This is a genomic window from Aquabacterium sp. OR-4, from assembly GCF_025290835.2.
Taxonomy (GTDB): Bacteria; Pseudomonadota; Gammaproteobacteria; order Burkholderiales; family Burkholderiaceae_C; genus Pseudaquabacterium.
In genome coordinates this window covers 1,339,918-1,362,474 of record NZ_JAOCQD020000001.1, presented here as the reverse complement: position 1 = coordinate 1,362,474, position 22,557 = coordinate 1,339,918, and the positions used below count along the sequence as shown (strand labels likewise).

Here is a 22,557-nt window from a genome sequence, read left to right as displayed (position 1 = left end):
ATGCCCCCCTACCTGCGGATCTAGTCCAACAGCCGGCAAGCGCTCACCCCGCCGGCTTCAGCGCCTCGAACCGGCGGTGCAGATCTTCCGGCCGGATGTGCGTGTACCGGCGCAGGGTGTTCCAGTTTGTGTGCCCGGACACCAGGGCAACTTCCTCGATCTTGAAGCCGTACCAGAACAGCATCGAGATGCCGGTGTGGCGCAGGTCGTGGAACCGCAGGTCCTTGATTCTGGGCAGCCCCGTTTCCGCGATGCGATCACGTGCGCGCTCGAACGCGGACGATGCGGACTCCATGTTGTACGGAAAAATGCGGGCGTCCAGCTTCGGGATTTCTTCCAGCAAGCTCCAGGCCGGCGTGAGAAGGGGCACCACCTGGTCGTTGTCTTCCTTTTTGGTGGGGTGCTTCACCTGGCGCAGGATGATCGTTCGGCGCTTGGGGTCGATGTCCTTCCACTCCAGGCGCCCCAGCTCGCTCAGCCGCCTTGGGAAGGCCAGCGCAAACTTGTAGAGCTGCGCCATGTCGATCGTTGTCTGATGGTGCGCGTTGCGCCGTGCAAACTCGGCCAGCAGTGCTTCTTCTTCCTCTCCGTCCACCCAGCGGACGACCTCGCGCGATTTGCCAACCAGGCCCTGCTTGTCGAGGTAGTGCATGGCCTCTTGAATGACCGCAGGATCGGCGTCCACGAGGTAAGCGATGCGGGCGACGCCGAACGCGGCTGACACTGGGGAGAGGTCGGACTTGATCGTGGCGGGTGTAACGCCGTCCTCGGTTTTCCGTCGGATTGCGTAGTCAATCAGGTGCTTGGGCTTGAGGTCGCGCACCATGACCTTGTCAAACTCAGCCGCGATCTTGTGGTGGTTGTGGATCGTCGAGCGACCCAGGAGAGGGCGCACTACCAGCTGCGCATCGAGGTGCTTGCGGACGAGATCTCCGACAGTCATCTTGCTGGAGGCGTGCTTGGCCGGCCCCTCCGCCTTGACCTTCGCCTCCAGGCGATCGCCCCAGGACACGGCCTGAGGCCGGGTGTCGAAGACCCTCGACTCTGAGAAAATCAGGACGCCGCCCTGCTTGATGCGAACCTGTGCGAGGAATTTGTCGCCGCGTGGTGTGACTGACGCCATGGTGTGATTTCCAGTGCAACTTGCTTTTATGATGTGGTGCAACTGTAGCGTCAAGTTGCACCGAGTCGTTGCACTTGGGGCGTTTTTATCCCGTTAAACGCCCTGAAATGCGCAGGCGGCACCCGAAAGCCAGAGAATGAATTCAGAACAAAATCAACAACTTACCGATAATTTATCGCCTTGGCGGGTCTGCGTTGCGCCGATGCTGGACTGGACCGACCGCCACTGCCGCTACTTCCACCGGCTGATCACGCGCCGCACCCGGCTGTACACCGAGATGGTGACCACCGGCGCGCTGCTGCACGGCGACCAGCACCGCCACCTCGACTTCAACGCCGAGGAGCATCCGCTGGCGCTGCAGCTGGGCGGCAGCGAGCCGGCCGATCTGGCCGCCTGCGCCCGCCTGGCGCAGCAGTGGGGCTATGACGAGGTCAACCTGAACTGCGGCTGCCCCAGTGAACGGGTGCAGCGCGGCGCTTTTGGTGCCTGCCTGATGGCTGAGCCGGCCCTGGTGCGCGATGGCGTGAAGGCCATGAATGACGCGCTGGGCGGCGCGCTGCCGGTGACGGTGAAGCACCGCATCGGCGTGGACCGCATCGAAAGCTACGACTTCGTGCGCGACTTCATCGGCACCGTGGCCGAAGGCGGCTGCCAGGTGTTCATCGTGCATGCGCGCAACGCCTGGCTGCAGGGCCTTTCGCCGAAAGAGAACCGCGAGGTGCCGCCGCTGCGCTACGACCTGGTGCACGCGCTCAAGCGCGAGTTTCCGCAGCTCACCATCGCCATCAACGGCGGCCTGGCGCACGAGGCGCAGATCGCCGAGCAGCTGGACGCTGGCGGCGCCGCACTCGACGGCGTGATGGTCGGCCGCGAGGCCTATCACAACCCCGCCGCGATGGCCGGCTGGGACGCGCGCTTCTTTGGCGACGGCACGCGGCTGCAGGCCGACGACGCGTGGCGCCTGGACATCGAGCAGGCCATGGTGGCCTACATGGCGCGCCGCCAGGCCGGGCACGGCACGCCCTGGAGCCACATCGCCCGCCACATGCTGGGCCTGTGGAACGGCCAGCCCGGCGCCCGGCGCTGGCGCCAGGTGTGGAGCGACCACCGCCTGAAGGGCGAGCCGGCCGCCGAGGTGGCGCGCCAGGCGCTGCAGGCCCGGGTGGGCTGAGAGGCTGCGCCGGGCGCGGTGGGCCGCTTTGGGCCGCTTTGGGCCGCGTTGGGCCCGCCAGCGCCGGCGGCGGCAAGCCCGCGGCAAGCCGGCGCCCTGGCGGGCAGGCCAGGCCCGGCACCCGGCCCGGCCGAGGCATGATCGGGGCTCGTGTTCGACCACCAGCCCACATGACCCATCCCACAGCCCAGATCGGCATTCTTGGCGGCAGCGGCCTGTACGACCTGCCGGGCCTCACCGACACCGCCTGGATCAGCGTCGAGACCCCCTGGGGCGCGCCCAGCGACCAGGTCTTCACCGGCACGCTGCCCACTGCCGGTGGCGGCGTGCGCCTGGCCTTTCTGCCCCGCCATGGCCGCGGCCATCGGCTCACGCCCAGCCAGGTGCCGTACCGCGCCAACATCGCGGCGCTCAAGATGCTGGGCTGCACCGATGTGCTGTCGCTCAGCGCGGTGGGCAGCCTGCGCGCCGATCTTCCGCCAGGGCATTTCGTCATCGTCGACCAGTTCCTCGACCGCACGGTGGGCCGCGCGGCCAGCTTCTTCGAGACCGGCCTGGTGGCGCATGTGTCGCTGGCCCACCCCACCTGCAGCCGCTTGGGCGATCACCTGCAGGCCGCGCTCGGCGCCATCGGGGTGCCGCATGTGCGTGGCGGCACCTACATCGCCATCGAAGGGCCGCAGTTCAGCACCCTGGCCGAAAGCCGGCTCTACCGCAGCTGGAACGCCGACGTGATCGGCATGACCAACCTGCCCGAGGCGCGCCTGGCCCGCGAGGCCGAGCTCTGCTACGCCAGCGTGAGCATGGTGACCGACTTCGACTGCTGGCACCCCGCGCACGAGCATGTGACGGTCGAGGCCGTGATCGGCGCGCTCACCGCCAATGCCGGCCATGCCCGCCAGCTGGTGCTGCAGGGCGCGCCGGCCCTGGCCGCCGATGGCCACGGCCCCGGCTGTGTCTGCCGCCGTGCGCTCGACTTTGCGCTGATCACCGCACCCGCCGCGCGAGATCCCGCCGTGGTGGCCAAGCTGCGCGCTGTTGCCGGGAGGGTGCTGTGAAGGTGGCCGGCGTGCACCGCCGCACCCTCTGGCCCAGCGACGATGGCGAAGCGGTGGAGATCATCGACCAGCGCCACCTGCCGCATGAATGGCGCGTGGCCCGCCTGGGCCAGATCGACGCCGTGCACCATGCCATCGCCGACATGTGGGTGCGTGGCGCGCCGCTGATCGGCGTGACCGCGGCCTACGGCCTGGCGCTGCAATGCCGCCACGCCGCCACCGATGCAGCCCTGGCCGAAGCCAAGGCCTACCTCGATGGTGCCCGCCCCACCGCGGTGAACCTGGCCTGGGCCACCCAGCGCATGCTGCAGGCCTTGCTGCCGCTGCCCCAGGCCGAGCGCGCCAGCGCCGCCTGGCGCTTGGCCGCAGCCCTGGCCGACGAAGACGTGGCCACCAATGCCGCCATCGGCCGCCATGGCCTGGACATCCTGCGTGCGCTGGCGGCCCAACACCCGCACCGCCCGCTGAACGTGCTCACGCACTGCAATGCCGGCTGGCTGGCTACGGTGGACTGGGGCACGGCCATCGCGCCCATCTACCAGGCGCACGAGGCCGGCCTGGCCGTGCATGTGTGGGTAGACGAGACCCGGCCGCGCAACCAGGGCGCCAGCCTCACCGCCTGGGAGCTGGGCCAGGCCGGCATCCCGCACACCGTGATCGCCGACAACACCGGTGGCCACCTGATGCAGCACGGCCTGGTGGATGCGGTGATCGTGGGCACCGATCGCGTCAGCGTGCGCGGCGATGTGTGCAACAAGATCGGCACCTACCTCAAGGCCCTGGCCGCGCACGACAACGGTGTGCCGTTCTACGTGGCCATGCCCTTCTCGACGCTGGACCCGACGCTGCACGACGGCGTGGCCGAGATCCCCATCGAGGCCCGCTCGCCACGCGAGGTGACCCACATCACCGGCCGCGACGCCACCGGCCGGCGCGTGGAGGTGCAGCTCACGCCCGACGGCAGCCCGGCGCTGAACTACGGCTTCGACGTGACGCCGGCGCGGCTGGTGACGGGGCTGATCACCGAGCGTGGGGTGATGGCGGCGCAGGAGGCCGTGATCCGCGCGGCACTGCAGCCGGGCCTGGCCCAGGCCTGAGGCCTCAGGCCTGCGGGCCCTGACGGCCGCGCGCCGGCCAGGTGGCCATCACCAGGCCGGTGAGCGCCAGCACCAGGGCCACGCCGTGCAGCGGCGTGACGGCCTCGCCCAGCAGGCCCACACCCACCGCGGCAGCGGCGATCGGCAGGCACACGGTGAACACCCCGGCCTGCGGCGCCGGCACATGCAGCAGGCCCTTCATCCACAGCCACACGGTGGCCACGCTGGCGGCCAGGGCGTAAAACAGCAGCAGCGCCCAGGTGGCACCGGGCACCGGGCGAAAGTCGAACTGCAGCGCCTGCCACAGGCCGAAGGGCGTGACCAGGGCCAGGCCCCACAGGTTGATCAGCGCGCTGATGCGCCGCGGGCTCACCCGGCCGGTGAGCCGCTTGCCGATGACCACATAGGCGGCCTCGCAGAACACCGCGCACAGCAGCAGCACATGGCCCAACCAGCTGCCCCAGTCGCCCCAGAGCCCCCCGGTGCCCGCGGCACCCGGCAGCGCAGCGCTGCCGCCGGCTGACGGGTCGGCCGGCGCGGCCGGCGCGCGTGCCAGCGCCAGCAGCGTGATGCCAAGGCCTGCGCAGGCGATCGAGGCGGCCACGCGGCGGCTGATGCGCTCGGCCAGAAACAGCCGCGACAGGATGGCCACCGCCGCCGGAATGGCCGCCATCACCACGCCGGCCGACAGCGCCGAGGTGAGCTGCACGCCGAACAGCATGCAGATGCTGAACAGGAAATTGCCGAGAAAGCTCTCCCAGAACAGCAGCTTGCGGTCGTGCGCCGACAGCGCCGGCTCATCGGCGCCACGCTTCACCCAGTGCGCCATGGCCACCGCCGCGATGCCAAAGCGCAACCAGGCCAGCAGGAACACCGGAAACACCGCCACCAGCAGCCGCGACAAGCCCACGTAGCTGCCCACCAGGGCCATGCTGGCGGCCAGCAGGGCGTAGGCGTGCAGCGGCGGATGCGGGTGCGGCGCGGCGGACTTCATCGCGCCCCGGCCGCGGCGACCGGGCGGGCGCGTACAGGATCAAAAGGCCGCGGCATAACGTGCCAGCTCCCAGTCGCTCACATGGCGTGCATGGGCCAGGTGTTCCTGCTGCTTGAGTTCAACAAACTGCGCGGTCAGCGTCTCGCCCAGCGCGCCGGCCACCACCGCACCGGCCTGCAGCGCGGCCAGGGCCTCGCCCAGGTGCTGGGGCAGGGTGGCGATGCCGCGCGCGCGAATCTCGGCCAGCGGCAGCGCGAACAGGTCGTCGTCCACCGCGGCGGGCAGGGCCAGGCCGCGGTCGATGCCGTCCAGCCCGGCGGCGATCAGGCCGGCGGTGGCCAGGTAGGGGTTGGCCGCGGCATCGGGCAGGCGCCATTCAAAGCGGCCATGCAGCGTGCGCAGCAGCGCGGTGCGGTTGTTGGCGCCATGGGCCACGAAGGCCGGTGCCCAGCTGGTGCCCGAGCGGCTCTCGCCCACCACCAGGCGCTTGTAGGAGTTGACCGTGGGCGCGGCCAGCGCGGTGAGCGCGGCCGAATGGGCCAGCACGCCGGCGGCAAACTGCTCGGCCAGCGGCGACAGCAGGGCTGCACTGTCGACCGAGCCATCGCGCCGGTGCGGCACGAACAGGTTGCGCTCGTCGCGGTGCTGGGTCTGCCACAGCGACACGTGCAGGTGCATGCCGCTGCCGGGCTGGTCGGCAAAGGGCTTGGGCATCATCGAGAAGCACATGCCGCGCGCCTCGGCCAGGGCCTGGGCGGCCAGCTTGAAGAGCATCAGGTGGTCGGCGCTGGCGATGGCCTCGTCGAAGCCGAAGTTGACCTCGTACTGGCCCTGGGCGTCTTCGTGGTCGAGCTGCAGCACATCCAGCCCGCAGCCCTCCAGCGCCAGCTGCAGCGCGCGCAGAAAGTCGGCCTGGCGCGGCAGGCTCTTCAGGTCGTAGCTGGGCTTGTCGAGGCGGTCTTCGTCATCGGCGGGGCACCAGCGTCCGCCAGCGTCGCGGCGCAGCAGAAAGAACTCGGGCTCGATGCCGGTGCGCAGCTGCCAGCCGCGCTCGGCCAGCCGCGCCACCTGGCGGCGCAGCACCTGGCGCGGGCAGGCGTCAAAGGGCTGGCCGTCGACGAAGCCGTCGCAGACGATGCGCGCGTAGCCCGGCATCCAGGGCAGGGCGGTGGCGGTGCTGGCCGCGCCGCGCGCCCAGTACTCCGAGCGCGGGCCGGTGCGCGGCAGGCCGGTGCCGGTGATCGACGGGCCGGAGAAGCCGGCGCCCTCGGTCAGCAGGTCGTCCAGATGGGCCAGCGGCACGTACTTGCCCTTGGCCACGCCCAGCACATCGGTGAACTGGGCGATCAGCGTGTGCACGCCCTGGGCCGCCAGGCGTTCGCGCAGGTCTTTCATGGTCTTCTCCCTGGCCGCCAATGGGCACAGTGCCACAACAGTATCGGCCCAAGCCAGCGGCCGCAGTCGCTTCCTGGGCGGTCAATCAAGCCTGATCCAGGTGGTCTTGAGCTCGGTGTACTTGTCGAAGGCATGCAGGCTCTTGTCGCGGCCATTGCCGCTTTGCCGGAAGCCGCCGAAGGGCACGGTGATGTCGTCCTCGTCGTACTGGTTCACGTGCACCGTGCCGGCACGCAAGGCACGGGCCACGCGGTGGGCGCGGTTGAGGCTGTCGCTCCATACGCTGGCCTGCAGGCCGTAGGGGCTGTCGTTGGCCAGGCGAACGGCCTCGGCCTCGTCGGCAAAGCGCAGCACGCTCATCACCGGGCCGAAGATCTCCTCGCGCGCGATGCTCATCGTGGGCGCCACCTGGTCAAACACCGTGGGCTCGACATAGAAGCCACCGCTGTCTTGCCGCACCTGGCGGCCGCCCAGCACGCAGCGCGCACCGGCAGCCTGGCCCTGGCCGATGTAGCCCAGCACGGTGCCCAGCTGCGTGGCATCGACCAGCGCCCCCAACTGGGTGGCGGCGTCCAGCGGATGGCCCGGCGCCCAGTGGGCGGCCTCGGCCGCCACGGCGGCCAGAAAGCGCTCGGCCACCTGCGCCTGCACCAGCACGCGCGAGGGCGCATTGCAGCTCTCGCCCTGGTTGAAGAACATGCTGCCGGCTATGGTGCGCGCGGCGCGCTCCACATCGGCGCAATCGTCGAACACCAGCACGGCGCTCTTGCCGCCCAGCTCGTTGTAGACGCGCTTGAGGTTGCTGCGGCCGGCGTACTCGAGCATGCGCCGGCCGGTGCGGGTGCTGCCGGTAAAGCCGATGGCGTCCACGTCCAGGTGCAGCGCCAGGGCCTCGCCAGCCTCGTGGCCGAAGCCGGGCACCACATTGAACACGCCGTCGGGCAGGCCGGCCTCCAGCGCCAGCTCGGCCAGGCGCAGCGCGGTGTAGGGGCTCTTCTCGCTGGGTTTGAGCACCACCGAGTTGCCGGCCGCCAGCGCCGGGCCCAGCTTCCAAGCGGCCATGATCATCGGGTAGTTCCAGGGCACGATGGCGCCGATCACGCCCATCGGCTCGCGGGTGATCAGGGCCAGGCCGCTGCGCGGCGTGGGCGCCACCTCGTCGTAGAGCTTGTCGATGGCCTCGCCATACCAGGCCAGGGTGCGCGCGGTGCTGGCCACGTCCACCGCCAGCGCATGGGCCACGGGCTTGCCCATGTCCAGGCTTTCGAGCAGGGCCAGCTCGTCGCCGGCGGCCAGCACCTTCTGGGCAAAGCGCTGCAGCACCTGCTTGCGCGCGGCGGGGGCCTGGTGCGCCCAGCGGCCGTCATCAAAGGCGGCGCGGGCGCTGGCCACGGCGGCCGCCACATCCACCGCCTGGCAGCGCGCCACGGCGCCGAGGCGGCGGCCGTCGATCGGCGAATGCTTGTCGAAGCTGGCGCCATCGGTGCTGGCCACGCGCCGGCCGTTGACCAGCGCGCGCCCGTCGGGCCCGCCACCGCGCAGCAGGGCCGCGGCGCGGGCGTGCCAGTCGATCACATCGGTGGGGGCAGGGGTGTCGGGCATGGTGGGGGTCCGTCGCGGTGGCGGGCAGCGTCACAGGCTGCCGGCTGGCAGCAACTCTACCCGCGCAGGCACCCGAGCCGGGGGGTGGGCGCATGAGCCGTTCGGCTCATGACGCACCGCCTTGGCGCAGTGCGGCGTCGCATGCCATCGCCACAGTAGGGATTGCAAGGTGGCCGCCCGCAGCGGGTTGTGCCGCTCGTTCCCCAGCCAACCCCTGCGCCAGGAGATCCCATGAAGGGCAACAGCCATCCGAAGAACGAAGTGTCCTTGAACGCTTCGGGCAATGAATCCATCCTCGATGTCATCGACCGCGTCGACGTCACCCGCCGCAACTTCGTGCGTGGTGGCGTGAGCGCCGGCGCGCTGGCCGCCGCCGGTGGCCTGTCGCTGGGCGGCCTGGTGCAGACGGTGCAGGCCGCCGGCACCTCCACCCTCAGCCAGCCGATCGGCTTTGCCAACGTGCCGGCCAGCACCCGCGCGCTGAACGCCAGCCTGGGTGGCAGCAGCACCGCGGTGATGGACAAGATCACCGTGCCCACCGGCTACACCGCCAAGGTGCTGGTGGCCTGGGGCGACCCGATCATGGCCGGCGGCACGGCTTTTGTGGGCGACGCCAGCGAAACCGCGGCCCAGCAGGCCAGGCAGTACGGCATGCACACCGACGGCATGCACTTCTTCCCGCTGCAGGGCACCGGTGGCGTGGCGCTGAGCGACCGCGGCATCCTGTGCGCCAACAACGAGTACACGCACGAGGACATCCTGTTCCCCGATGGCCAGGTGGGCACTGGCTACACCTTGGCCAAGACCCGCAAGTCGCAGGCCGGCCACGGCGTGTCGATCTGCGAGGTGCGCCGCGTGGGCGGCACTTGGCAGGTGGTGAAGAGCTCGGCCTATGGCCGCCGCATCACCGCCAACACCGTGTGCAAGATCAGCGGCCCGGCCGCCGGCCATGCGCTGATGAAGGCCAGGAAGTACAGCATCACCGACACCGCCAGCACCGACACCGGCACGCTGACCGACGGCACGGTGGCCTACGGCACCATCAACAACTGCGCAAACGGCGTCACGCCCTGGGGCACCTACCTGACCTGCGAAGAAAACTTCAACGGCAACTTCGGCAGCACCGGCACCGTGCCCGCCGCCACCTCGGGCGACGTGGGCAAGCTGTTCAACCGCTACGGCCTGGTTGCCGCCGGCTTTGGCTACCGCTGGCACACCACCGACGATCGCTTCGATCTGGTCAAGAACCCCAACGAGCCGAACCTGTTCGGCTGGGTGGTCGAGATCGATCCGGCCAACCCCGCGGCCGCGCCGGTCAAGCGCACCGCGCTGGGCCGCTTCAAGCACGAGAGCGCGCAGTACGTGGTGGACGCGCAGAACAACATCGCCTTCTACATGGGCGACGACGAGCGCAACGAGTACATCTACAAGTTCGTGTGCGCGGGCAAGTTCAACCCCGTCAACAAGGCCGCCAACCGCAACCTGCTCGACAGCGGCACGCTGTACGTGGCCAGGTTCAAGGACGACCTGAGCGGCGAGTGGATCGCCCTGGTGCCGGGCACCGTGGGTGTGGACGGCACGGCGCTGCGCGACAACCCGAACTTTGCCGGTCTCGACGATGCCGAGGTGCTGGCCAAGATCCTGATCAAGGCCCGCATGGCCGGTGACGCCGTGGGCGCCACGATGATGGACCGCCCCGAGTGGACCGGCGCGCGCCCGCGCATCAAGGGCTACAGCGAGATAGAGGTCTACTGCACGCTGACCAACAACAACCGCCGCGGCAGCAGCGCCACGCCGTCGTCGAACAAGGCCGATGGCAGCACCACCGCCGCCAGCGCCCGCCCGGCCGTTGATGCCGCCAACCCGCGCGCCGACAACGTGCATGGCCACATCATCCGCTGGCGCGAGGCCGGCCAGAGCGTGCTGGCCACCCGCTTCGGCTGGGACATCTTTGCCCAGGCCGGCGACATCAACACCGCCAAGCTGCCGCACGCCTCGGGCACCAACAACTACACGGGCAACATCCACGACGCGCCCAATGGCAGCGCCGACTACGGTGCGCCCGATGGCCTGTGGTTCGACCCGTTCGGCCGCCTGTGGGTGCAGACCGACCAGGTGGGTGACGGCAGCGGCGACTTCGTCAACATCGGCGGCAACATGATGGTGTGCGCCGATCCGGCCACCGGCGACACGCGCCGCTTCCTGACCGGCCCGAACAAGTGCGAGGTCACCGGCATCACCATGACCCCGGACGGCAAGACCCTGTTCGTGGGCGTGCAGCACCCGGGCGAAGACTCGACCGCGGCCAACCCGACCCAGTTCTCGAACTGGCCGCAGAACCAGTGGACGTTTGCCGCCGACGGCGTGACCCCGCTGCCGGCCGGCCGGCCGCGCTCGGCCGTGGTGGTGATCACCAAGGACGACGGCGGAATCATCGGCACCTGAGCGCCCGACGCGCGGCGCACCGGCCGGTGCGCCGCGCAGCAGACCACTCCCTTGCACCAAGGACATCCCATCATGAAACTGCATCTGATCGCCGCGGCCGCCATTGCCGCCGCCACCACGCTGCCGGCCCAGGCCGTGCTCGTCAACGACGCCGCCTCGCTGGGAGGCGTTCAATCGGTTGTCGACTTCGAGTCCTTCGACGGCCTGTGGAGCACCGGCCCCGAAACCGTGGCCGCCGGCGTGGTGTTCACCGGCGACACCGGCGCCGAGCTGGGCGCCAACCACCGCGACCTGGGCGACAACGGCCTGTGGACGATGGTCGGCAACAGCGAGCGTAGCGGCGTCTTTGCCGCCAGCGGTGTGGCCGGTGAACTGCGCTTCAGCTTCACCGATGCGCTGTCGCAGGGCGCTGGCGCCTATGTCAGCCTGTACGGCTCCAGCGCGCTGCCCTTTGCACTGACGCTGGAAGTCTCGGTCTATGGCGACAACCACCAGATCATCGAGACCCACAACATCGCCTTCAACGCGCCCTCGGCCAGCAGCGGCTACGACGAGGGCCTGTTCGTGGGCATCTCGCGTGCGCAGGCCGACATCCGCGCCATCTCGTTCAAGGGTGTGGGCGTGGTGGCCGACAACCTGACCGTCTCGGCCGTGCCCGAGCCCGAAAGCTATGCGCTGATGCTCGCCGGCCTGGCCGGTCTGGGCTTTCTGGCCAGCCGCCGCCGCGCGGGCTGATCGCAGGCACAAGCCGACGAGCTAGCAAGGCATCAAGCCAACAAGCCAACAAGCCAACAAGCAAAAGGCCCGGGCGCAGGCCCGGGCCTTTTTTCATTGATGGCCGGCAGCCGCTCAGGCGCGGCCGCGATGGCTGATCAGAAGCTCACCACCACCGAGCTGCCGAACACCGCGTTGTTCTTGCGGAACTCGCCGGTCTTGACGTCGAAGAACACCGGCAGGTTGGCGCGGTCGAGCCGCAGTTCGGTCTTGAACGTGGTGTTCAGGTTGAACAGGTAGCTCAGGCCCAGCGACAAGGCCATGCGGTTGGCGCCCTTGTTGCAGGCGCTGGTGGTGTTGTCGCTCAGGCAGTCCTGCGTGGGGTCCATGCCGATGCCGTTGCGGTAGTCGCCGCCCAGGCCGATGTCGCTGTCGTAATAGCCGGTGTAGGTGAGCAGGCCGCCACCGTTCTTCTTGTTGTTGAGGTAGTCGAAGCGCGCCATGGCCTCCCAGCGCGGCACGAACTTGTAGGCCACTAGGGTGGACAGGCCCCACCACGAGGCGTCGCGCAGCTCGCCGCTGATCGGATCGGGCGCGATGGCTGCCTTCTTCTGCTTGCCGAAGCTCAGCTGGCCCTGCCAGGTGATGTCGCCGCGCACGAAGTAGGCGTCGGCCTCGAACAGGTCGGCACGGCTGTCGGCGCAGCTGTCGGGGCAGTCGTTGTAGTTCACCACCTTGCCGTGCAGACCGGCAAAACCGAAGCCCTGGAACTCGCCGCGCGAGTAGTCGACGCGGTAGACGAAAGCCGGCGCCTTCTCGCCGGCATTGCGCTTGCTGGCGTTGACGTTGGCCAGCGCAAAGCGGCTCCACCACTTGCCGCGCACGAACTCCATGCCGGCGCCGGTGTACAGCGTTGGCAGCGTGAAGTCGTAGAGCAGGTTGTGGGTGATCAGCTTGTTCAGCGTGGCCTGCTGGTACTCGTAGCCCGACCAGTCGGGCATCTGGCCGGCGATGAAGCGGGTCTGCAGATCGCCCAGCGGCACCGAGACGCTGGCCTCCTGCACCAGCGACTGCTCGCCGATCACGCTGCCGGTGCCGCGGTTGGGCACCAGGGTCAGGCGGAACTTGGTGCCGCCGTCCAGCTCCTTCTGCAGGTCGAGGTAGGCGCCGCCGAAGTACGAGTTGTCGTAGTTGTAGCCATCCATGGCCACCGGGTTCAGGAATTGGAAGCCGGCACGGTTCTGGCGCTGGTTGTAGAGGTAGGTCGGGTCCATGAAGCCGCTGATCTTGAGCATCTTCAGGCCCTGCGACTCGACCGCGTCTTCCAGCGCCTCGGTCTTGACCACCACGCGGTTGAGCTCGCGTGCCTGCTCGGGCGTCATGCCCCACTGGCCGACAGCCGGCGCGGCCTTGGCCTCGGTGGCCTTGAGCTTGTTCTCCAGCTCGGCCACCTTGTCCTTGAGCGCCTGCAGTTCCTTCAGGATGTCGGCATTGCTCTGCGCCAGTGCCGGGCCGGCCAGGCTCAGGGCCACCAGGGTGGCGGCCGCAAGGGCTGCCGGCCGGGCCTGGCTGGGAATTCGCGTCATCGTGGGTTCTCCTCTGGCGGGGGTTGGAATCGGGGGCGGTTGGGTGGGCATCCGGCGCTGCATCAGGCGGCTATTCGGCGGTCATGCGGCGGTCAAGCGGCAGGTTGGCCGGCCTGGGCGCGCTCGTGCTGGCGGCGGCGTTCCTGGCGCGCGATCCAGTAGCTGGCGGCCACCACGCCGACGGCCACCACCGCGACGATCAGCGTGGCCACCGCATTGACGCTCGGGTCGAGGCCCAGGCGCGCGCGCGAGAAGATCACCAGCGGCATGGTGGTCGAGCCCGGGCCCGACAGGAAGGCCGACAGCACCACATCGTCGAGCGACAGCGTGAAGGTGAGCAGCCAGGCCGACATCAGGCTCTGCGTGATCATCGGCAGCGTGACCAGCGTGAACACCTGCCAGGGCCGCGCGCCCAGGTCCATGGCCGCCTCCTCGAGCTGCGGGTTCAGCTCGGTGAGCCGGGCCTGCACCACCACGGTGGCGTAGGCCATGCCCAGCAGCGCGTGGCCCATCCAGATGGTGAGCAGGCCGCGCTCTGGAAAACCGATGGCGCGCTGCACCGACACCAGCATCAGCAGCAGCGACAGGCCCAGCACCACCTCGGGCATCACCAGCGGCGCGCTGACCATGCCCGAAAAGGCGGTGCGGCCGGTGAAGCGGCGGTACTTCACCAGCGCCAGCGCGGCCAGCGTGCCCAGCACCACCGAGCCGCAGGCGGTGGCAAAGGCGATGCGCAGGCTCAGGCCCAGGCTGTTGAGCAGCTCGTGGTCCTGGGCCAGCGCGCGATACCAGCGCAGCGTGAAGCCGCGCCACTGGTTGGGCAGCGGCGAATCGTTGAACGAGTACAGCACCAGGGCCACGATCGGCAGGTACAGGAACACGAAGCCGGCGGCCAGCCAGCCGCGGCCGAACCACTGGTTGACGCGCTGGGTGGTCATGCGCGCTTCTCCTGGGCTTCGGCCTGGTACTTGTTGAACAGCGCCAGCGGCACGATGATCAGCAGGATCATCACCACCGCCACGCTGGCGGCCATGGGCCAGTCGTTGTTGCTGAAGAACTCGTCCCACAGCACGCGGCCGATCATCAGCGTCTCGGGGCCGCCCAGCAGTTCGGGGATCACGAACTCGCCCACGCAGGGAATGAACACCAGCATGCTGCCGGCAATGATGCCGGCCTTGGACAGCGGCACCGTGATCTTCCAGAACGCCACCCAGGGCGAGGCGCCCAGATCGGCCGCCGCCTCGAGCAGGCGCAGGTCCATCTTGGCCAGGTTGCTGTACAGCGGCAGGATCATGAAGGGCAGGTAGGTGTAGGCCATGCCCAGCACCAGCGAGAAGGGCGTGTGCATCAGCTTGCCCGGCGCGCTGATCATGCCCAGGGCATGCAGCAGCTGGTCGGCGCCGCTGCCGATGATCAGGTCGGCCACCCAGCCGTTGTCGCTGAGCAGGCCCTTCCAGGCATACACGCGCAGCAGAAACGAGGTCCAGAACGGCAGCATCACCGCCATCAGCAGCGCCGGCTGGGCGCTGGCGCTGGCGCGTGCCATGAAGTAGGCAAACGGGTAGCCGATCAGCAGGCACAGCAGCGTGGTGGCGGCGGCGTACTTCAGGCTGGCGACGTAGGTCTTGAAGTACAGCGCGTCCTCGCCGATGAAGACGTAGTTGCCGAGCTTGACGCTCAGCTGCAGCAGGCCGTCGCGGTAGGTGATCAGATCCTTGAACACCACCGTCTCCATCTCGGAGACGCTGATCTTCACCAGGATCAGGAAGGGCAGCGCAAAGAACAGCAGCAGCCACAGGTAGGGCGCGCCGATCAAGGCCTTGCGCCCGGACAGCAGGCGCGCGGGCTTCATTGGGTCAGCACCACATGGGCCGAGCGCGACCAGTGCGCCCACACCGCGTCGCCCCAGGTGAGCTCGTCGTCCTTGTGGCGCTGGGTGTTGGTCATGCTGACCTTCAGCCGCGTGCCGCTGGCCAGCTCGACGTGGTAGACGGTGAAGCTGCCGAAGTAGCTCATCTCCTTGATCGTGCCCTGGGCGGTGTTGAAGCCGTCGTGCGGCGCGTGGCGGCTGAGGTGGATCTTCTCGGGCCGCAGCGCCACGGTCACGCCCATGCCCTGGGTGCCGGTGATGCCGTGGCCCACGTAGTGCTTGCAGTCGGGCGAGGCGATCACCACATGGTCGGGCTCGTCGACCTCGAGCGTGCCGGGCATCAGGTTGACGTTGCCGATGAAGTCGGCCACAAAGCGGGTCTGCGGCGTCTCGTAGATCTCGGCCGGTGCGCCCACCTGCAGCAGGCGGCCCTCGCTCATGATGGCGATGCGGCTGGCCATGGTCATGGCCTCTTCCTGGTCGTGCGTGACCATCACGCAGGTCACACCCACCTGCTCGATGATGTTCACCAGCTCGATCTGGGTTTCTTCGCGCAGCTTCTTGTCGAGCGCGCCCAGCGGCTCGTCCAGCAGCAGCAGCTTGGGCTGCTTGGCCAGGCTGCGGGCCAGCGCCACGCGCTGCTGCTGCCCGCCCGAGAGCTGGTGCGGCTTGCGCTGCGCAAACTTGCCCAGCTGCACCAGCTTGAGCATGGCGTCCACGCGCTGCGCCACCTGGTCGCGCGGCAGGCCCTCGCGCTTGAGGCCGAAGGCGATGTTCTCCCACACGCTCAGGTGCGGAAACAGCGCATAGCTCTGGAACATCATGTTCATCGGCCGCTCGTAGGGCGGCAGCGCGGACAGGTCTTGTCCGCCCAGCACGATGCGGCCCGAGCTGGGCCTCTCAAAGCCGGCCAGCATGCGCAGCAGCGTGGTCTTGCCGCAACCCGAGGAGCCGAGCAGCGCAAAGATCTCGCCGCGCGCGATGTCGAGGCTGACGTGGTTGACCGCCTTGAAGCCGTCGAAGTCCTTCACCACGTCCTGGATCTGCAGGTAGGCGGTGTCACTGCCCTGCATGATCAGAGCCCGGTCTTGAAGCTGGTGTAGGTGCGCGTCATCAGGCGCCGCAGATCGTTGTTGAGCGCGTCGGGCGCCTTCATGCGCGCCATGTCGGCGGGCGACAGGAACACCGTCGGGTTGTTGGCCACGTCGGGCTTGATGAACTTCTTCGACTCGCTGTTCGGGTTGGCGTAGAACACCTTGTTCGTCAGGCTGGCATGCACCTCGGGGCGCAGCAGGTAGTTGATGAACTTGTGCGCATTGCCGGGGTGGGCGGCGTCGGTGGGGATCACCATCACGTCGAAGAACAGCAGGCCGCCGGTGCTGGGCACCAGGGCTTCGATCTTCTGGCCGGTCTTGCCGTCGATGGCGCGCTGGCGTGCGATGTTGATGTCGCCCGACCAGCCCAGCGCCAGGCACACGCTGCCGTTGGCCATGTCGTTGATGTAGCCCGAACTCGAAAACAGCGAGACATGCGGGCGAATGCTCTTGAGCAGTGCGCCGGCGGCCTGGTAGTCGCCGGCCACCTTGCTGTAGGGCGGCTTGCCCAGGTAGTGCAGGGCGGCGGGCAGCACCTCGGAGGCCGAGTCGAGAAAGCTCACGCCGCAGCTCTTGAGCTTGCTGATGTACTCGGGCTTGAACACCAGATCCCAGGCGTTGGCGGGCATCGGCAGGCTGCCCAGAGCGGCCTTGACCTTGTCGACATTGATGCCCACCGTGGTGTAGCCCCACAGCCAGTTGACCATGAAGTCATTGCCCGGGTCGAGCCGGGCCAGCTGCGCCTGCAGCGCCGGATCGAGGTTCTTCAGGTTGGGGATCTTGCTCTTGTCGATCTTGGCCAGCAGGCCGCCATCGACCTGCAGCTTGGCCCAGTGCGAGGACGGCACCACGATGTCGTAGCCGGTCTTGCCGGCCACCAGCTTGGCATGGACGATTTCGTTGTTGTCGAAATTGTCGTAGCGCACCTTGATGCCGGTCTCCTTCTCGAAGTTCTTCAGCGTGTCTTCGGCGATGTAGTCGGACCAGTTGTAGATGTTCAGAACCTTCTCTTCCTCCTGGGCTTGCGCAGGGGCCACACCGGTCAGTGCGGCGGCGGCAGCCAGGGACAGCAGGGAGACGGCACGACGAGACATCCGGGTCATCAAGGGTTCCTCCAGGGGGGGCGGTTCGGGTGCGGCAAACGGTGCAGGGGCGGTGCGGCAGTGGGTGTTGGCAGCCGTGTGCGCGGGCCGGGTTCGATGCCAAGTCTAGGCGGCAGTCGACACGGGTTTGATCGGGGGAAGCGAAGGGTTGTGCGGCATCGGCGCAACGCGGGGGCTCACAACCAGCCGGCGCTGCGCGCGTCGGCCAGGGTCAGGTCGAGGCAGCGGCGGATCAGCGCGACCATCTCGTCGATCTGCGCGCGGGTGATGACCAGCGGCGGCGCGATGATCATGCGATCACCCACCGCGCGCATGATCAGGCCGTTGGCAAAGCAGTGGCCGCGGCAGACCATGCCGATGCTCACGGCGGGGTCGAAGGGCGTCAACGTGGCCTTGTCCTTCACGAGCAGCAGCGCTCCCATCAGTCCGCAGGTTTCGGCCGTGCCCACCAGGGCATGCTCGGCCAGGCTTTCGAAGGCCTTTGCAAGATACGGGCCGACATCGTCGTGCACATGCTCGACCAGGCGCTGTTGCTGGATCAGCCTGATGTTGGCCAGGGCCACCGCACAGGCCACCGGGTGGCCGCTGTAGGTGAAGCCGTGCTCGAACTCGCCGCCCTGGTCGATCAGCACCCGGGCCACGCGCTCGCCCACCATCACGCCGCCCAGCGGGATGTAGCCGCTGGTCACACCCTTGGCAAAGGTCATGAGGTCGGGCCTGAAGCCGAAGCGCTCGCAGCCAAACCAGTGGCCGGTGCGGCCGAAGCCGCAGATCACCTCGTCGCTGACCAGCAGGATGCCGTACTTGTCGCAGATGCGCTGCACCTCGGGCCAGTAGGTCTCGGGTGGGATGATCACGCCGCCGGCACCCTGCACCGGCTCGCCGATGAAGGCGGCCACCTTGTCGGGGCCGATGGCCAGGATGCGCTCCTCGAGCCAGCGCGCGGCGACGATGCCGAACTCGGCTGGCGTCATCTGGCGGCCGTGCTGCACCCAGTAGGGCTGGTCGATGTGCACGATGTTGGGGATCGGCAGGCCCCCTTGTTCGTGCATGCCCGACATGCCGCCCAGCGAGGCGCCGGCCATGGTGCTGCCGTGATAGGCGTTGTGGCGGCTGATGATCACCTGGCGCTGCGGCTGGCCCAGCACCTGCCAGTAGCGGCGCACCATGCGCACGACGGTGTCGTTGCCCTCCGAGCCCGAGCCGGTGAAGAACACATGCTGGAACTGCGGCGGCGTGACCTGGCTCAGCAGTTCGGCCAGCTCGATGGCCGGCGGCGTGGCGGTCTGGAAAAAGGCGTTGTAGAAGGGCAGCTGCTGCATCTGGCGCGCTGCGGCATCCACCAGCGCCTGCTGGCCATAGCCGACGTTCACGCACCACAGGCCGCTCATGGCGTCGAGGATCTGGTGGCCCTCGCTGTCCCACAGGTAGATGTTGTCGGCGCGGGTGATGATGCGCGAGCCCTTGCGGGCCAGGCCTTGAAAATCGGTGAAGGGGTGCAGGAAGTGGGCCGCATCGGCCGCCTGCAGGTCTTGGGTGGAACGGGTGGCGTTCATGGTCGATTCCTTGAGGGGAGGCGGGGCGATCAAACGTGGAGCAGCAGGTGCTCGCGCTCCCACGGCGAGATCACTTTCATGAACTCGGCGTACTCGATCTCCTTGACCTCGGTGTAGACGGTGATGAAGGCCTCGCCCAGCACGTCATGCAGGTCTTTCTCGTCACGCAGCAGCTGCAGCGCCTCGCCCAGGCTGCGCGGCAGCTGGAACTCGCCCAGGTAGGCGTCGCCCTTGCACTCGGGCGAAGGCTCGATCTGCTTCTGGATGCCCAGCCAGCCGCAGGCCAGCGTGACGGCCAGGGCCACATAGGGGTTGGCATCGGCGCCGATCACGCGGTTCTCGATGCGCCGCGCCTGCGGTGGCGCCAGCGGGCTGCGGATGCCCACGGTGCGGTTGTCGGTGCCCCACTGGATGTTGATTGGCGCCGCGGTAAAGCGCGCCAGCCGGCGGTAGCTGTTGACGTAGGGTGCAAACAGCGCCATGGCCGCCGGCGTGTACTTCTGCAGGCCGCCGATGTACCAGAAGAACTCCTTGCTGGGCGTGCCGTCGGGGTTGCTGAAGATGTTGCCGCCATCGCTCTCGCGCACCACGCTCTGGTGCACATGCATCGCGCTGCCGGGCTCGCCGGCAATCGGCTTGGCCATGAAGGTGGCAAACATGTCGTGGCGCAGCGCCGCCTCGCGCACCGTGCGCTTGAAGAGAAACACCTCGTCGGCCAGGCCCAGCGGATGGTCGTGGAAGAAGTTGATCTCCATCTGCCCGGCGCCCACCTCGTGGATCAGCGTGTCGACGTTGAGCTGCATCTTCTCGCAGTAGTCGTACACGTCCTCGAACAGCGGGTCGAACTCGTTGACCGCGTCGATCGAGTAGGCCTGGCGCGAGGTCTCGCTGCGGCCGCTGCGGCCCACCGGGGGCTTGAGCGGCATGTCGGGGTCGGTGTTGCGGGCCACCAGGTAGAACTCGAGCTCGGGCGCCACCACCGGCTTCCAGCCCTTGCCGGCATACAGGTCGCACACCCGGCGCAGCACCGAGCGCGGGGCAAAGGGCACCAGCTGGCCGTCGCGGTCGAAGCAGTCGTGGATCACCTGTGCCGTGGGGTCGGTGGCCCAGGGCACGATGCGCACCGTGCTGGGATCGGGCCGCAGGTGCATGTCGCGGTCGGTGGGCGTGATGACGTCGTAGTACGGCCCTTCCTCGGGAAACTCGCCGGTCACACCCATGGCCACCACCGCCTCGGGCAGGCGCATGCCGCGGTCTTCGGTGAATTTCTGCCGCGGCAGGATCTTGCCGCGGGCCACACCGGTGAGGTCGGGCACCAGGCATTCGATCTCGGTCACGCGGCGCTCATTGAGCCAGTTCTCGAGATCGCTGAAGTTGAAGTGTTCGCGGGGGGTCATGCATCACCTTGGGGGTTCGTTGGCTCGGCGTTCAGGCTGCGGCTCGAAAGCTCGGGCAGCGCGGGCAGGCCGGGCGTCTGCGTTGGCGTGTCGGGGTGAGCGGCCGACACTAGGGCACCGGCGTGCGGTGTGCGGGCACGGGGGCCTGGGGCTGCCTGCGGTCGCGCCAGCTGCGGCAGGCCGCGCCAAAGGCCTGCAGCAGCGCCATCGACTGCGGATTGCTCGCCGCCTGCCATTCGGGATGCCATTGCAGGCACAGGTTGAAGCCCTTGGCCTCGGCCACCGAGAAGGCTTCCACCAGGCCGTCGGGTGCACGCGCTTCCACGCGCAGGCCGGGTGCCAGGGTCTTCACCGCCTGGCCGTGCAGCGAGTTCACGTCGAAGCGCCCGAGCGGCAGGATCTCGGCCAGCCGGCCGCCGGGCACCACGTCCACCGGATGGGCGGGGCCGTACTGCTGCTCGGCGCTCTGGCTGTCGTCCGAGCGGTGGTCGGCAAACGGCCCCTGCGGACCGCTGGACTGCTGCACCGCCTGGTACAGGCTGCCGCCAAAGGCCACGTTGGCCTCCTGCGCACCGCGGCAGATGCCCAGCAAGGGCGTGCCGCGCGCGATGGCGGCGCGGATCAGCGGCAGCGTCCAGGCGTCGCGGTCGGGGTCGAGCGGCAGGCGGGGGTCGTGCACGTCTTCGCTGAAGTGGCTGGGGTGCACATTGCTCTTGCTGCCGGTGAGCAGCACGCCGTCGGCCAGGTCGAGCAGGGCGGCAATCTCCTCGGGCAGTGCGGTGGGCACGATCAGCGGTGTGCAGCCGGCCAGGCGCACGGCGTCCACGTACTTCTTGCCGGCCATGTGGAAGGGGTGCTCGCCCAGCGGCTTGTTGCAGGCGGGCACCAGCACCACGGGCTTGCGCGGCAGCGGGGCAGGGGTGTTGGCGTGGTGGGTCATGTCGGGGTCACTCAGGCGAGCAGGTCTTTCAGGCGATACCAGGCCATGCCCAGCACCAGCAGCGGCATGCGCAGCAGGCGGCCACCGGGGAACGGGCGGTGGCGGATGCGGGCAAAGCTGTCGAAGCGGCTGGCGTCACCGGCCATGGCCTGGGCCACCAGCTGGCCGGCCAGGCCGGTGAGCGCCAGGCCGTGGCCCGAGAAGCCCTGCAGGTAGTACACCTGCGGCGCCTCGGGCAGGCGGCCGAAGTCGGGGGCGCGGTTCATGGTCAGGTCGACAAAACCGCCCCAGGCCTGGGTGATCGGCACATCGGCCAGCGCCGGCAGCGCGGCCAGCATGCGCTGGCGCATGCTCTCGGCCAGCGCGGCCGGGGTCACCGTGCTGTAGCTCACCCGGCCGCCGAACAGCATGCGCGCCAGCGCTTCGCCATGCGGGCCGGTTTCGGGTGCGAAGCGGTAGTAGTCGACCACCAGGTCGTTGTCGCACACCGCAGCGCCGCTGGGGATCAAACGTTGCGCCAGCGCCTGCGGCACCGGGCCGGCGGCCACGATGTAGGTGCCGGCGGGCATGATGCGCGCCTCGACCCGCGGCGCCACGCCCTGCAGGTAGACATTGCCGGCCAGCAGCACCTGGCGTGCAATGACACGCCCGCGCGGCGTGTGCAGCACCGGCCGCTCGGACGGTGTGAGCCCGGTCACCGGCGTGGCCTCGTGGATGCTCACGCCCAGGCTGGCGGCGGCCCGGGCCAGGCCCAGCGTGTACTTCAGCGGGTGCAGGTGGCCCGAGCGCGCATCGAACACGCCGGCGTGGTAGCGCGGGCTCTCGATCCAGCGGCCCAGGTCATGGCGGGTGATGTGTTCGAGCGGGTAGCCGTAGTGCTGCGCGAGGTGGTCGGCGCCGGCCAGCAGCGCGCGTGCCTTGCGCGGGCTGGTGGCCACGCCCAGCCAGCCGTCGCGCCAGTCGGCCTGGATGCCGAAACGCGCGCAGCGCGCGCGGATCAGGTCCAGCGCCTCGATCGTCATGTCGAACACGCGGCGCGATTCGGCCAGGCCCAGCTGCGCCTCGATGGTCTCGATATCGCAGCTCAGGCCGTGGATGGCCTGGCCACCGTTGCGGCCGCTGGCGCCAAAGCCCACCTGCTCGGCCTCGAGCACGCGCACCGAGAAGCCGCGATCGGCCAGCTCGATGGCGGCCGACAGCCCCGCCAGCCCGCCGCCGACGATGGCCACGTCGCAGCTGGCATCACCGTCGAGCGCCGCAAAGCCAGCACCGCGCGCCGCGGTGGCGGCGTAGTACGAATCGCGGCGGAGCTCCGGGTCGGCGCTGAGAAACGGCATACGGTGTGCGCTAGGCAGGGCCCTCGGTTCAGTCAGGCGTGTCGGCAGGCGTGTCGGCTGGAGTGTCGCTCAGCT

18 protein-coding genes are annotated in these 22,557 nt (G+C 68.9%); 5 read left to right on the top strand and 13 right to left on the bottom strand.

What is annotated here, in order from left to right:
* Nucleotides 1-43: 43 nt before the first annotated feature.
* Nucleotides 44-1,123, bottom strand: coding sequence for a tyrosine-type recombinase/integrase (locus N4G63_RS05805; protein ID WP_260785653.1), 1,080 nt, complete (start codon nt 1,121-1,123; stop codon nt 44-46).
* 136 nt (nt 1,124-1,259) lie between these two features.
* On the opposite strand from N4G63_RS05805, the gene dusA reads away from it, so the two are divergent.
* The 3 genes from dusA to mtnA all read left to right on the top strand — a co-directional run bounded on the left by dusA (nt 1,260) and on the right by mtnA (nt 4,449).
* Nucleotides 1,260-2,294 (top strand): tRNA dihydrouridine(20/20a) synthase DusA, encoded by a 1,035-nt coding sequence (gene dusA, locus N4G63_RS05800; RefSeq protein ID WP_260785654.1) that lies wholly within the window; start codon nt 1,260-1,262, stop codon nt 2,292-2,294.
* Nucleotides 2,295-2,464: 170 nt separating this feature from the next.
* Nucleotides 2,465-3,352 (top strand): S-methyl-5'-thioadenosine phosphorylase, encoded by an 888-nt coding sequence (locus N4G63_RS05795; protein ID WP_260785655.1) that lies wholly within the window; start codon nt 2,465-2,467, stop codon nt 3,350-3,352.
* Nucleotides 3,349-4,449, top strand: a complete 1,101-nt coding sequence (mtnA, locus tag N4G63_RS05790; RefSeq protein WP_443112009.1) for an S-methyl-5-thioribose-1-phosphate isomerase — start codon at nt 3,349-3,351, stop codon at nt 4,447-4,449. Before N4G63_RS05795 ends, mtnA begins: the two co-directional genes overlap by 4 nt.
* Nucleotides 4,450-4,453: 4 nt before the next feature.
* On the opposite strand, the gene N4G63_RS05785 is transcribed toward mtnA, so the two are convergent.
* The 3 genes from N4G63_RS05785 to N4G63_RS05775 form a co-directional block, all read right to left on the bottom strand.
* The gene (locus N4G63_RS05785) at nt 4,454-5,443 is read right to left on the bottom strand and encodes a DMT family transporter (RefSeq protein ID WP_260785657.1); all 990 of its coding nucleotides are present in this window, start codon (nt 5,441-5,443) and stop codon (nt 4,454-4,456) included.
* A gap of 39 nt (nt 5,444-5,482) precedes the next feature.
* The gene (gene glnT / locus N4G63_RS05780) at nt 5,483-6,838 is read right to left on the bottom strand and encodes a type III glutamate--ammonia ligase (protein ID WP_260785658.1); all 1,356 of its coding nucleotides are present in this window, start codon (nt 6,836-6,838) and stop codon (nt 5,483-5,485) included.
* Nucleotides 6,839-6,919: 81 nt separating this feature from the next.
* Nucleotides 6,920-8,440 carry an aldehyde dehydrogenase gene (locus N4G63_RS05775; RefSeq protein WP_260785659.1) on the bottom strand — a complete coding sequence of 507 codons (1,521 nt, stop codon included), beginning with the start codon at nt 8,438-8,440 and terminating at the stop codon, nt 6,920-6,922.
* A gap of 231 nt (nt 8,441-8,671) precedes the next feature.
* On the opposite strand from N4G63_RS05775, the gene N4G63_RS05770 reads away from it, so the two are divergent.
* Nucleotides 8,672-10,885 carry a PhoX family protein gene (locus N4G63_RS05770; protein ID WP_260785660.1) on the top strand — a complete coding sequence of 738 codons (2,214 nt, stop codon included), beginning with the start codon at nt 8,672-8,674 and terminating at the stop codon, nt 10,883-10,885.
* A 72-nt stretch (nt 10,886-10,957) separates the two neighbouring features.
* The gene (locus N4G63_RS05765) at nt 10,958-11,620 is read left to right on the top strand and encodes a PEP-CTERM sorting domain-containing protein (protein WP_260785661.1); all 663 of its coding nucleotides are present in this window, start codon (nt 10,958-10,960) and stop codon (nt 11,618-11,620) included.
* Nucleotides 11,621-11,757: 137 nt separating this feature from the next.
* On the opposite strand, the gene N4G63_RS05760 is transcribed toward N4G63_RS05765, so the two are convergent.
* From N4G63_RS05760 to N4G63_RS05720, 9 genes are all read right to left on the bottom strand, one after another.
* Nucleotides 11,758-13,185 (bottom strand): DUF3138 family protein, encoded by a 1,428-nt coding sequence (locus N4G63_RS05760; RefSeq protein WP_314599448.1) that lies wholly within the window; start codon nt 13,183-13,185, stop codon nt 11,758-11,760.
* A 92-nt stretch (nt 13,186-13,277) separates the two neighbouring features.
* Nucleotides 13,278-14,123 carry an ABC transporter permease gene (locus N4G63_RS05755; protein ID WP_260785663.1) on the bottom strand — a complete coding sequence of 282 codons (846 nt, stop codon included), beginning with the start codon at nt 14,121-14,123 and terminating at the stop codon, nt 13,278-13,280.
* Nucleotides 14,120-15,037, bottom strand: coding sequence for an ABC transporter permease (locus N4G63_RS05750; RefSeq protein WP_260785664.1), 918 nt, complete (start codon nt 15,035-15,037; stop codon nt 14,120-14,122). The genes N4G63_RS05755 and N4G63_RS05750 overlap by 4 nt, the downstream gene beginning before the upstream one ends.
* Nucleotides 15,034-16,128: an ABC transporter ATP-binding protein gene (locus N4G63_RS05745; protein WP_260785665.1), complete on the bottom strand. Its 1,095-nt coding sequence runs from the start codon at nt 16,126-16,128 to the stop codon at nt 15,034-15,036. Before N4G63_RS05745 ends, N4G63_RS05750 begins: the two co-directional genes overlap by 4 nt.
* 2 nt (nt 16,129-16,130) lie before the next feature.
* Nucleotides 16,131-17,243, bottom strand: a complete 1,113-nt coding sequence (locus N4G63_RS05740; protein ID WP_260786674.1) for a polyamine ABC transporter substrate-binding protein — start codon at nt 17,241-17,243, stop codon at nt 16,131-16,133.
* Between the two features lie 185 nt (nt 17,244-17,428).
* Nucleotides 17,429-18,808: an aspartate aminotransferase family protein gene (locus tag N4G63_RS05735; protein ID WP_260785666.1), complete on the bottom strand. Its 1,380-nt coding sequence runs from the start codon at nt 18,806-18,808 to the stop codon at nt 17,429-17,431.
* A 29-nt stretch (nt 18,809-18,837) separates the two neighbouring features.
* Nucleotides 18,838-20,205: a glutamine synthetase family protein gene (locus N4G63_RS05730; protein WP_314599447.1), complete on the bottom strand. Its 1,368-nt coding sequence runs from the start codon at nt 20,203-20,205 to the stop codon at nt 18,838-18,840.
* Between the two features lie 109 nt (nt 20,206-20,314).
* Complete coding sequence (locus N4G63_RS05725; protein WP_260785668.1) at nt 20,315-21,145, bottom strand: gamma-glutamyl-gamma-aminobutyrate hydrolase family protein; 831 nt, start codon at nt 21,143-21,145, stop codon at nt 20,315-20,317.
* Between the two features lie 11 nt (nt 21,146-21,156).
* Nucleotides 21,157-22,482 (bottom strand): NAD(P)/FAD-dependent oxidoreductase, encoded by a 1,326-nt coding sequence (locus N4G63_RS05720; RefSeq protein WP_314599446.1) that lies wholly within the window; start codon nt 22,480-22,482, stop codon nt 21,157-21,159.
* Nucleotides 22,483-22,557 lie beyond the last annotated feature (75 nt).

Excerpts from the sequence above, each read along its gene's own strand:
- N4G63_RS05805 (WP_260785653.1), bottom strand. The coding sequence starts at position 1,123 with ATGGCGTCAGTCACACCACGCGGCGACAAATTCCTCGCACAGGTTCGC.
- dusA (WP_260785654.1), top strand. The coding sequence starts at position 1,260 with ATGAATTCAGAACAAAATCAACAACTTACCGATAATTTATCGCCTTGG.
- N4G63_RS05795 (WP_260785655.1), top strand. The coding sequence starts at position 2,465 with ATGACCCATCCCACAGCCCAGATCGGCATTCTTGGCGGCAGCGGCCTG.
- N4G63_RS05785 (WP_260785657.1), bottom strand. The coding sequence starts at position 5,443 with ATGAAGTCCGCCGCGCCGCACCCGCATCCGCCGCTGCACGCCTACGCC.
- glnT (WP_260785658.1), bottom strand. The coding sequence starts at position 6,838 with ATGAAAGACCTGCGCGAACGCCTGGCGGCCCAGGGCGTGCACACGCTG.
- N4G63_RS05775 (WP_260785659.1), bottom strand. The coding sequence starts at position 8,440 with ATGCCCGACACCCCTGCCCCCACCGATGTGATCGACTGGCACGCCCGC.
- N4G63_RS05770 (WP_260785660.1), top strand. The coding sequence starts at position 8,672 with ATGAAGGGCAACAGCCATCCGAAGAACGAAGTGTCCTTGAACGCTTCG.
- N4G63_RS05765 (WP_260785661.1), top strand. The coding sequence starts at position 10,958 with ATGAAACTGCATCTGATCGCCGCGGCCGCCATTGCCGCCGCCACCACG.
- N4G63_RS05760 (WP_314599448.1), bottom strand. The coding sequence starts at position 13,185 with ATGACGCGAATTCCCAGCCAGGCCCGGCCGGCAGCCCTTGCGGCCGCC.
- N4G63_RS05755 (WP_260785663.1), bottom strand. The coding sequence starts at position 14,123 with ATGACCACCCAGCGCGTCAACCAGTGGTTCGGCCGCGGCTGGCTGGCC.
- N4G63_RS05750 (WP_260785664.1), bottom strand. The coding sequence starts at position 15,037 with ATGAAGCCCGCGCGCCTGCTGTCCGGGCGCAAGGCCTTGATCGGCGCG.
- N4G63_RS05745 (WP_260785665.1), bottom strand. The coding sequence starts at position 16,128 with ATGCAGGGCAGTGACACCGCCTACCTGCAGATCCAGGACGTGGTGAAG.
- N4G63_RS05740 (WP_260786674.1), bottom strand. The coding sequence starts at position 17,243 with ATGTCTCGTCGTGCCGTCTCCCTGCTGTCCCTGGCTGCCGCCGCCGCA.
- N4G63_RS05735 (WP_260785666.1), bottom strand. The coding sequence starts at position 18,808 with ATGAACGCCACCCGTTCCACCCAAGACCTGCAGGCGGCCGATGCGGCC.
- N4G63_RS05730 (WP_314599447.1), bottom strand. The coding sequence starts at position 20,205 with ATGACCCCCCGCGAACACTTCAACTTCAGCGATCTCGAGAACTGGCTC.
- N4G63_RS05725 (WP_260785668.1), bottom strand. The coding sequence starts at position 21,145 with ATGACCCACCACGCCAACACCCCTGCCCCGCTGCCGCGCAAGCCCGTG.
- N4G63_RS05720 (WP_314599446.1), bottom strand. The coding sequence starts at position 22,482 with ATGCCGTTTCTCAGCGCCGACCCGGAGCTCCGCCGCGATTCGTACTAC.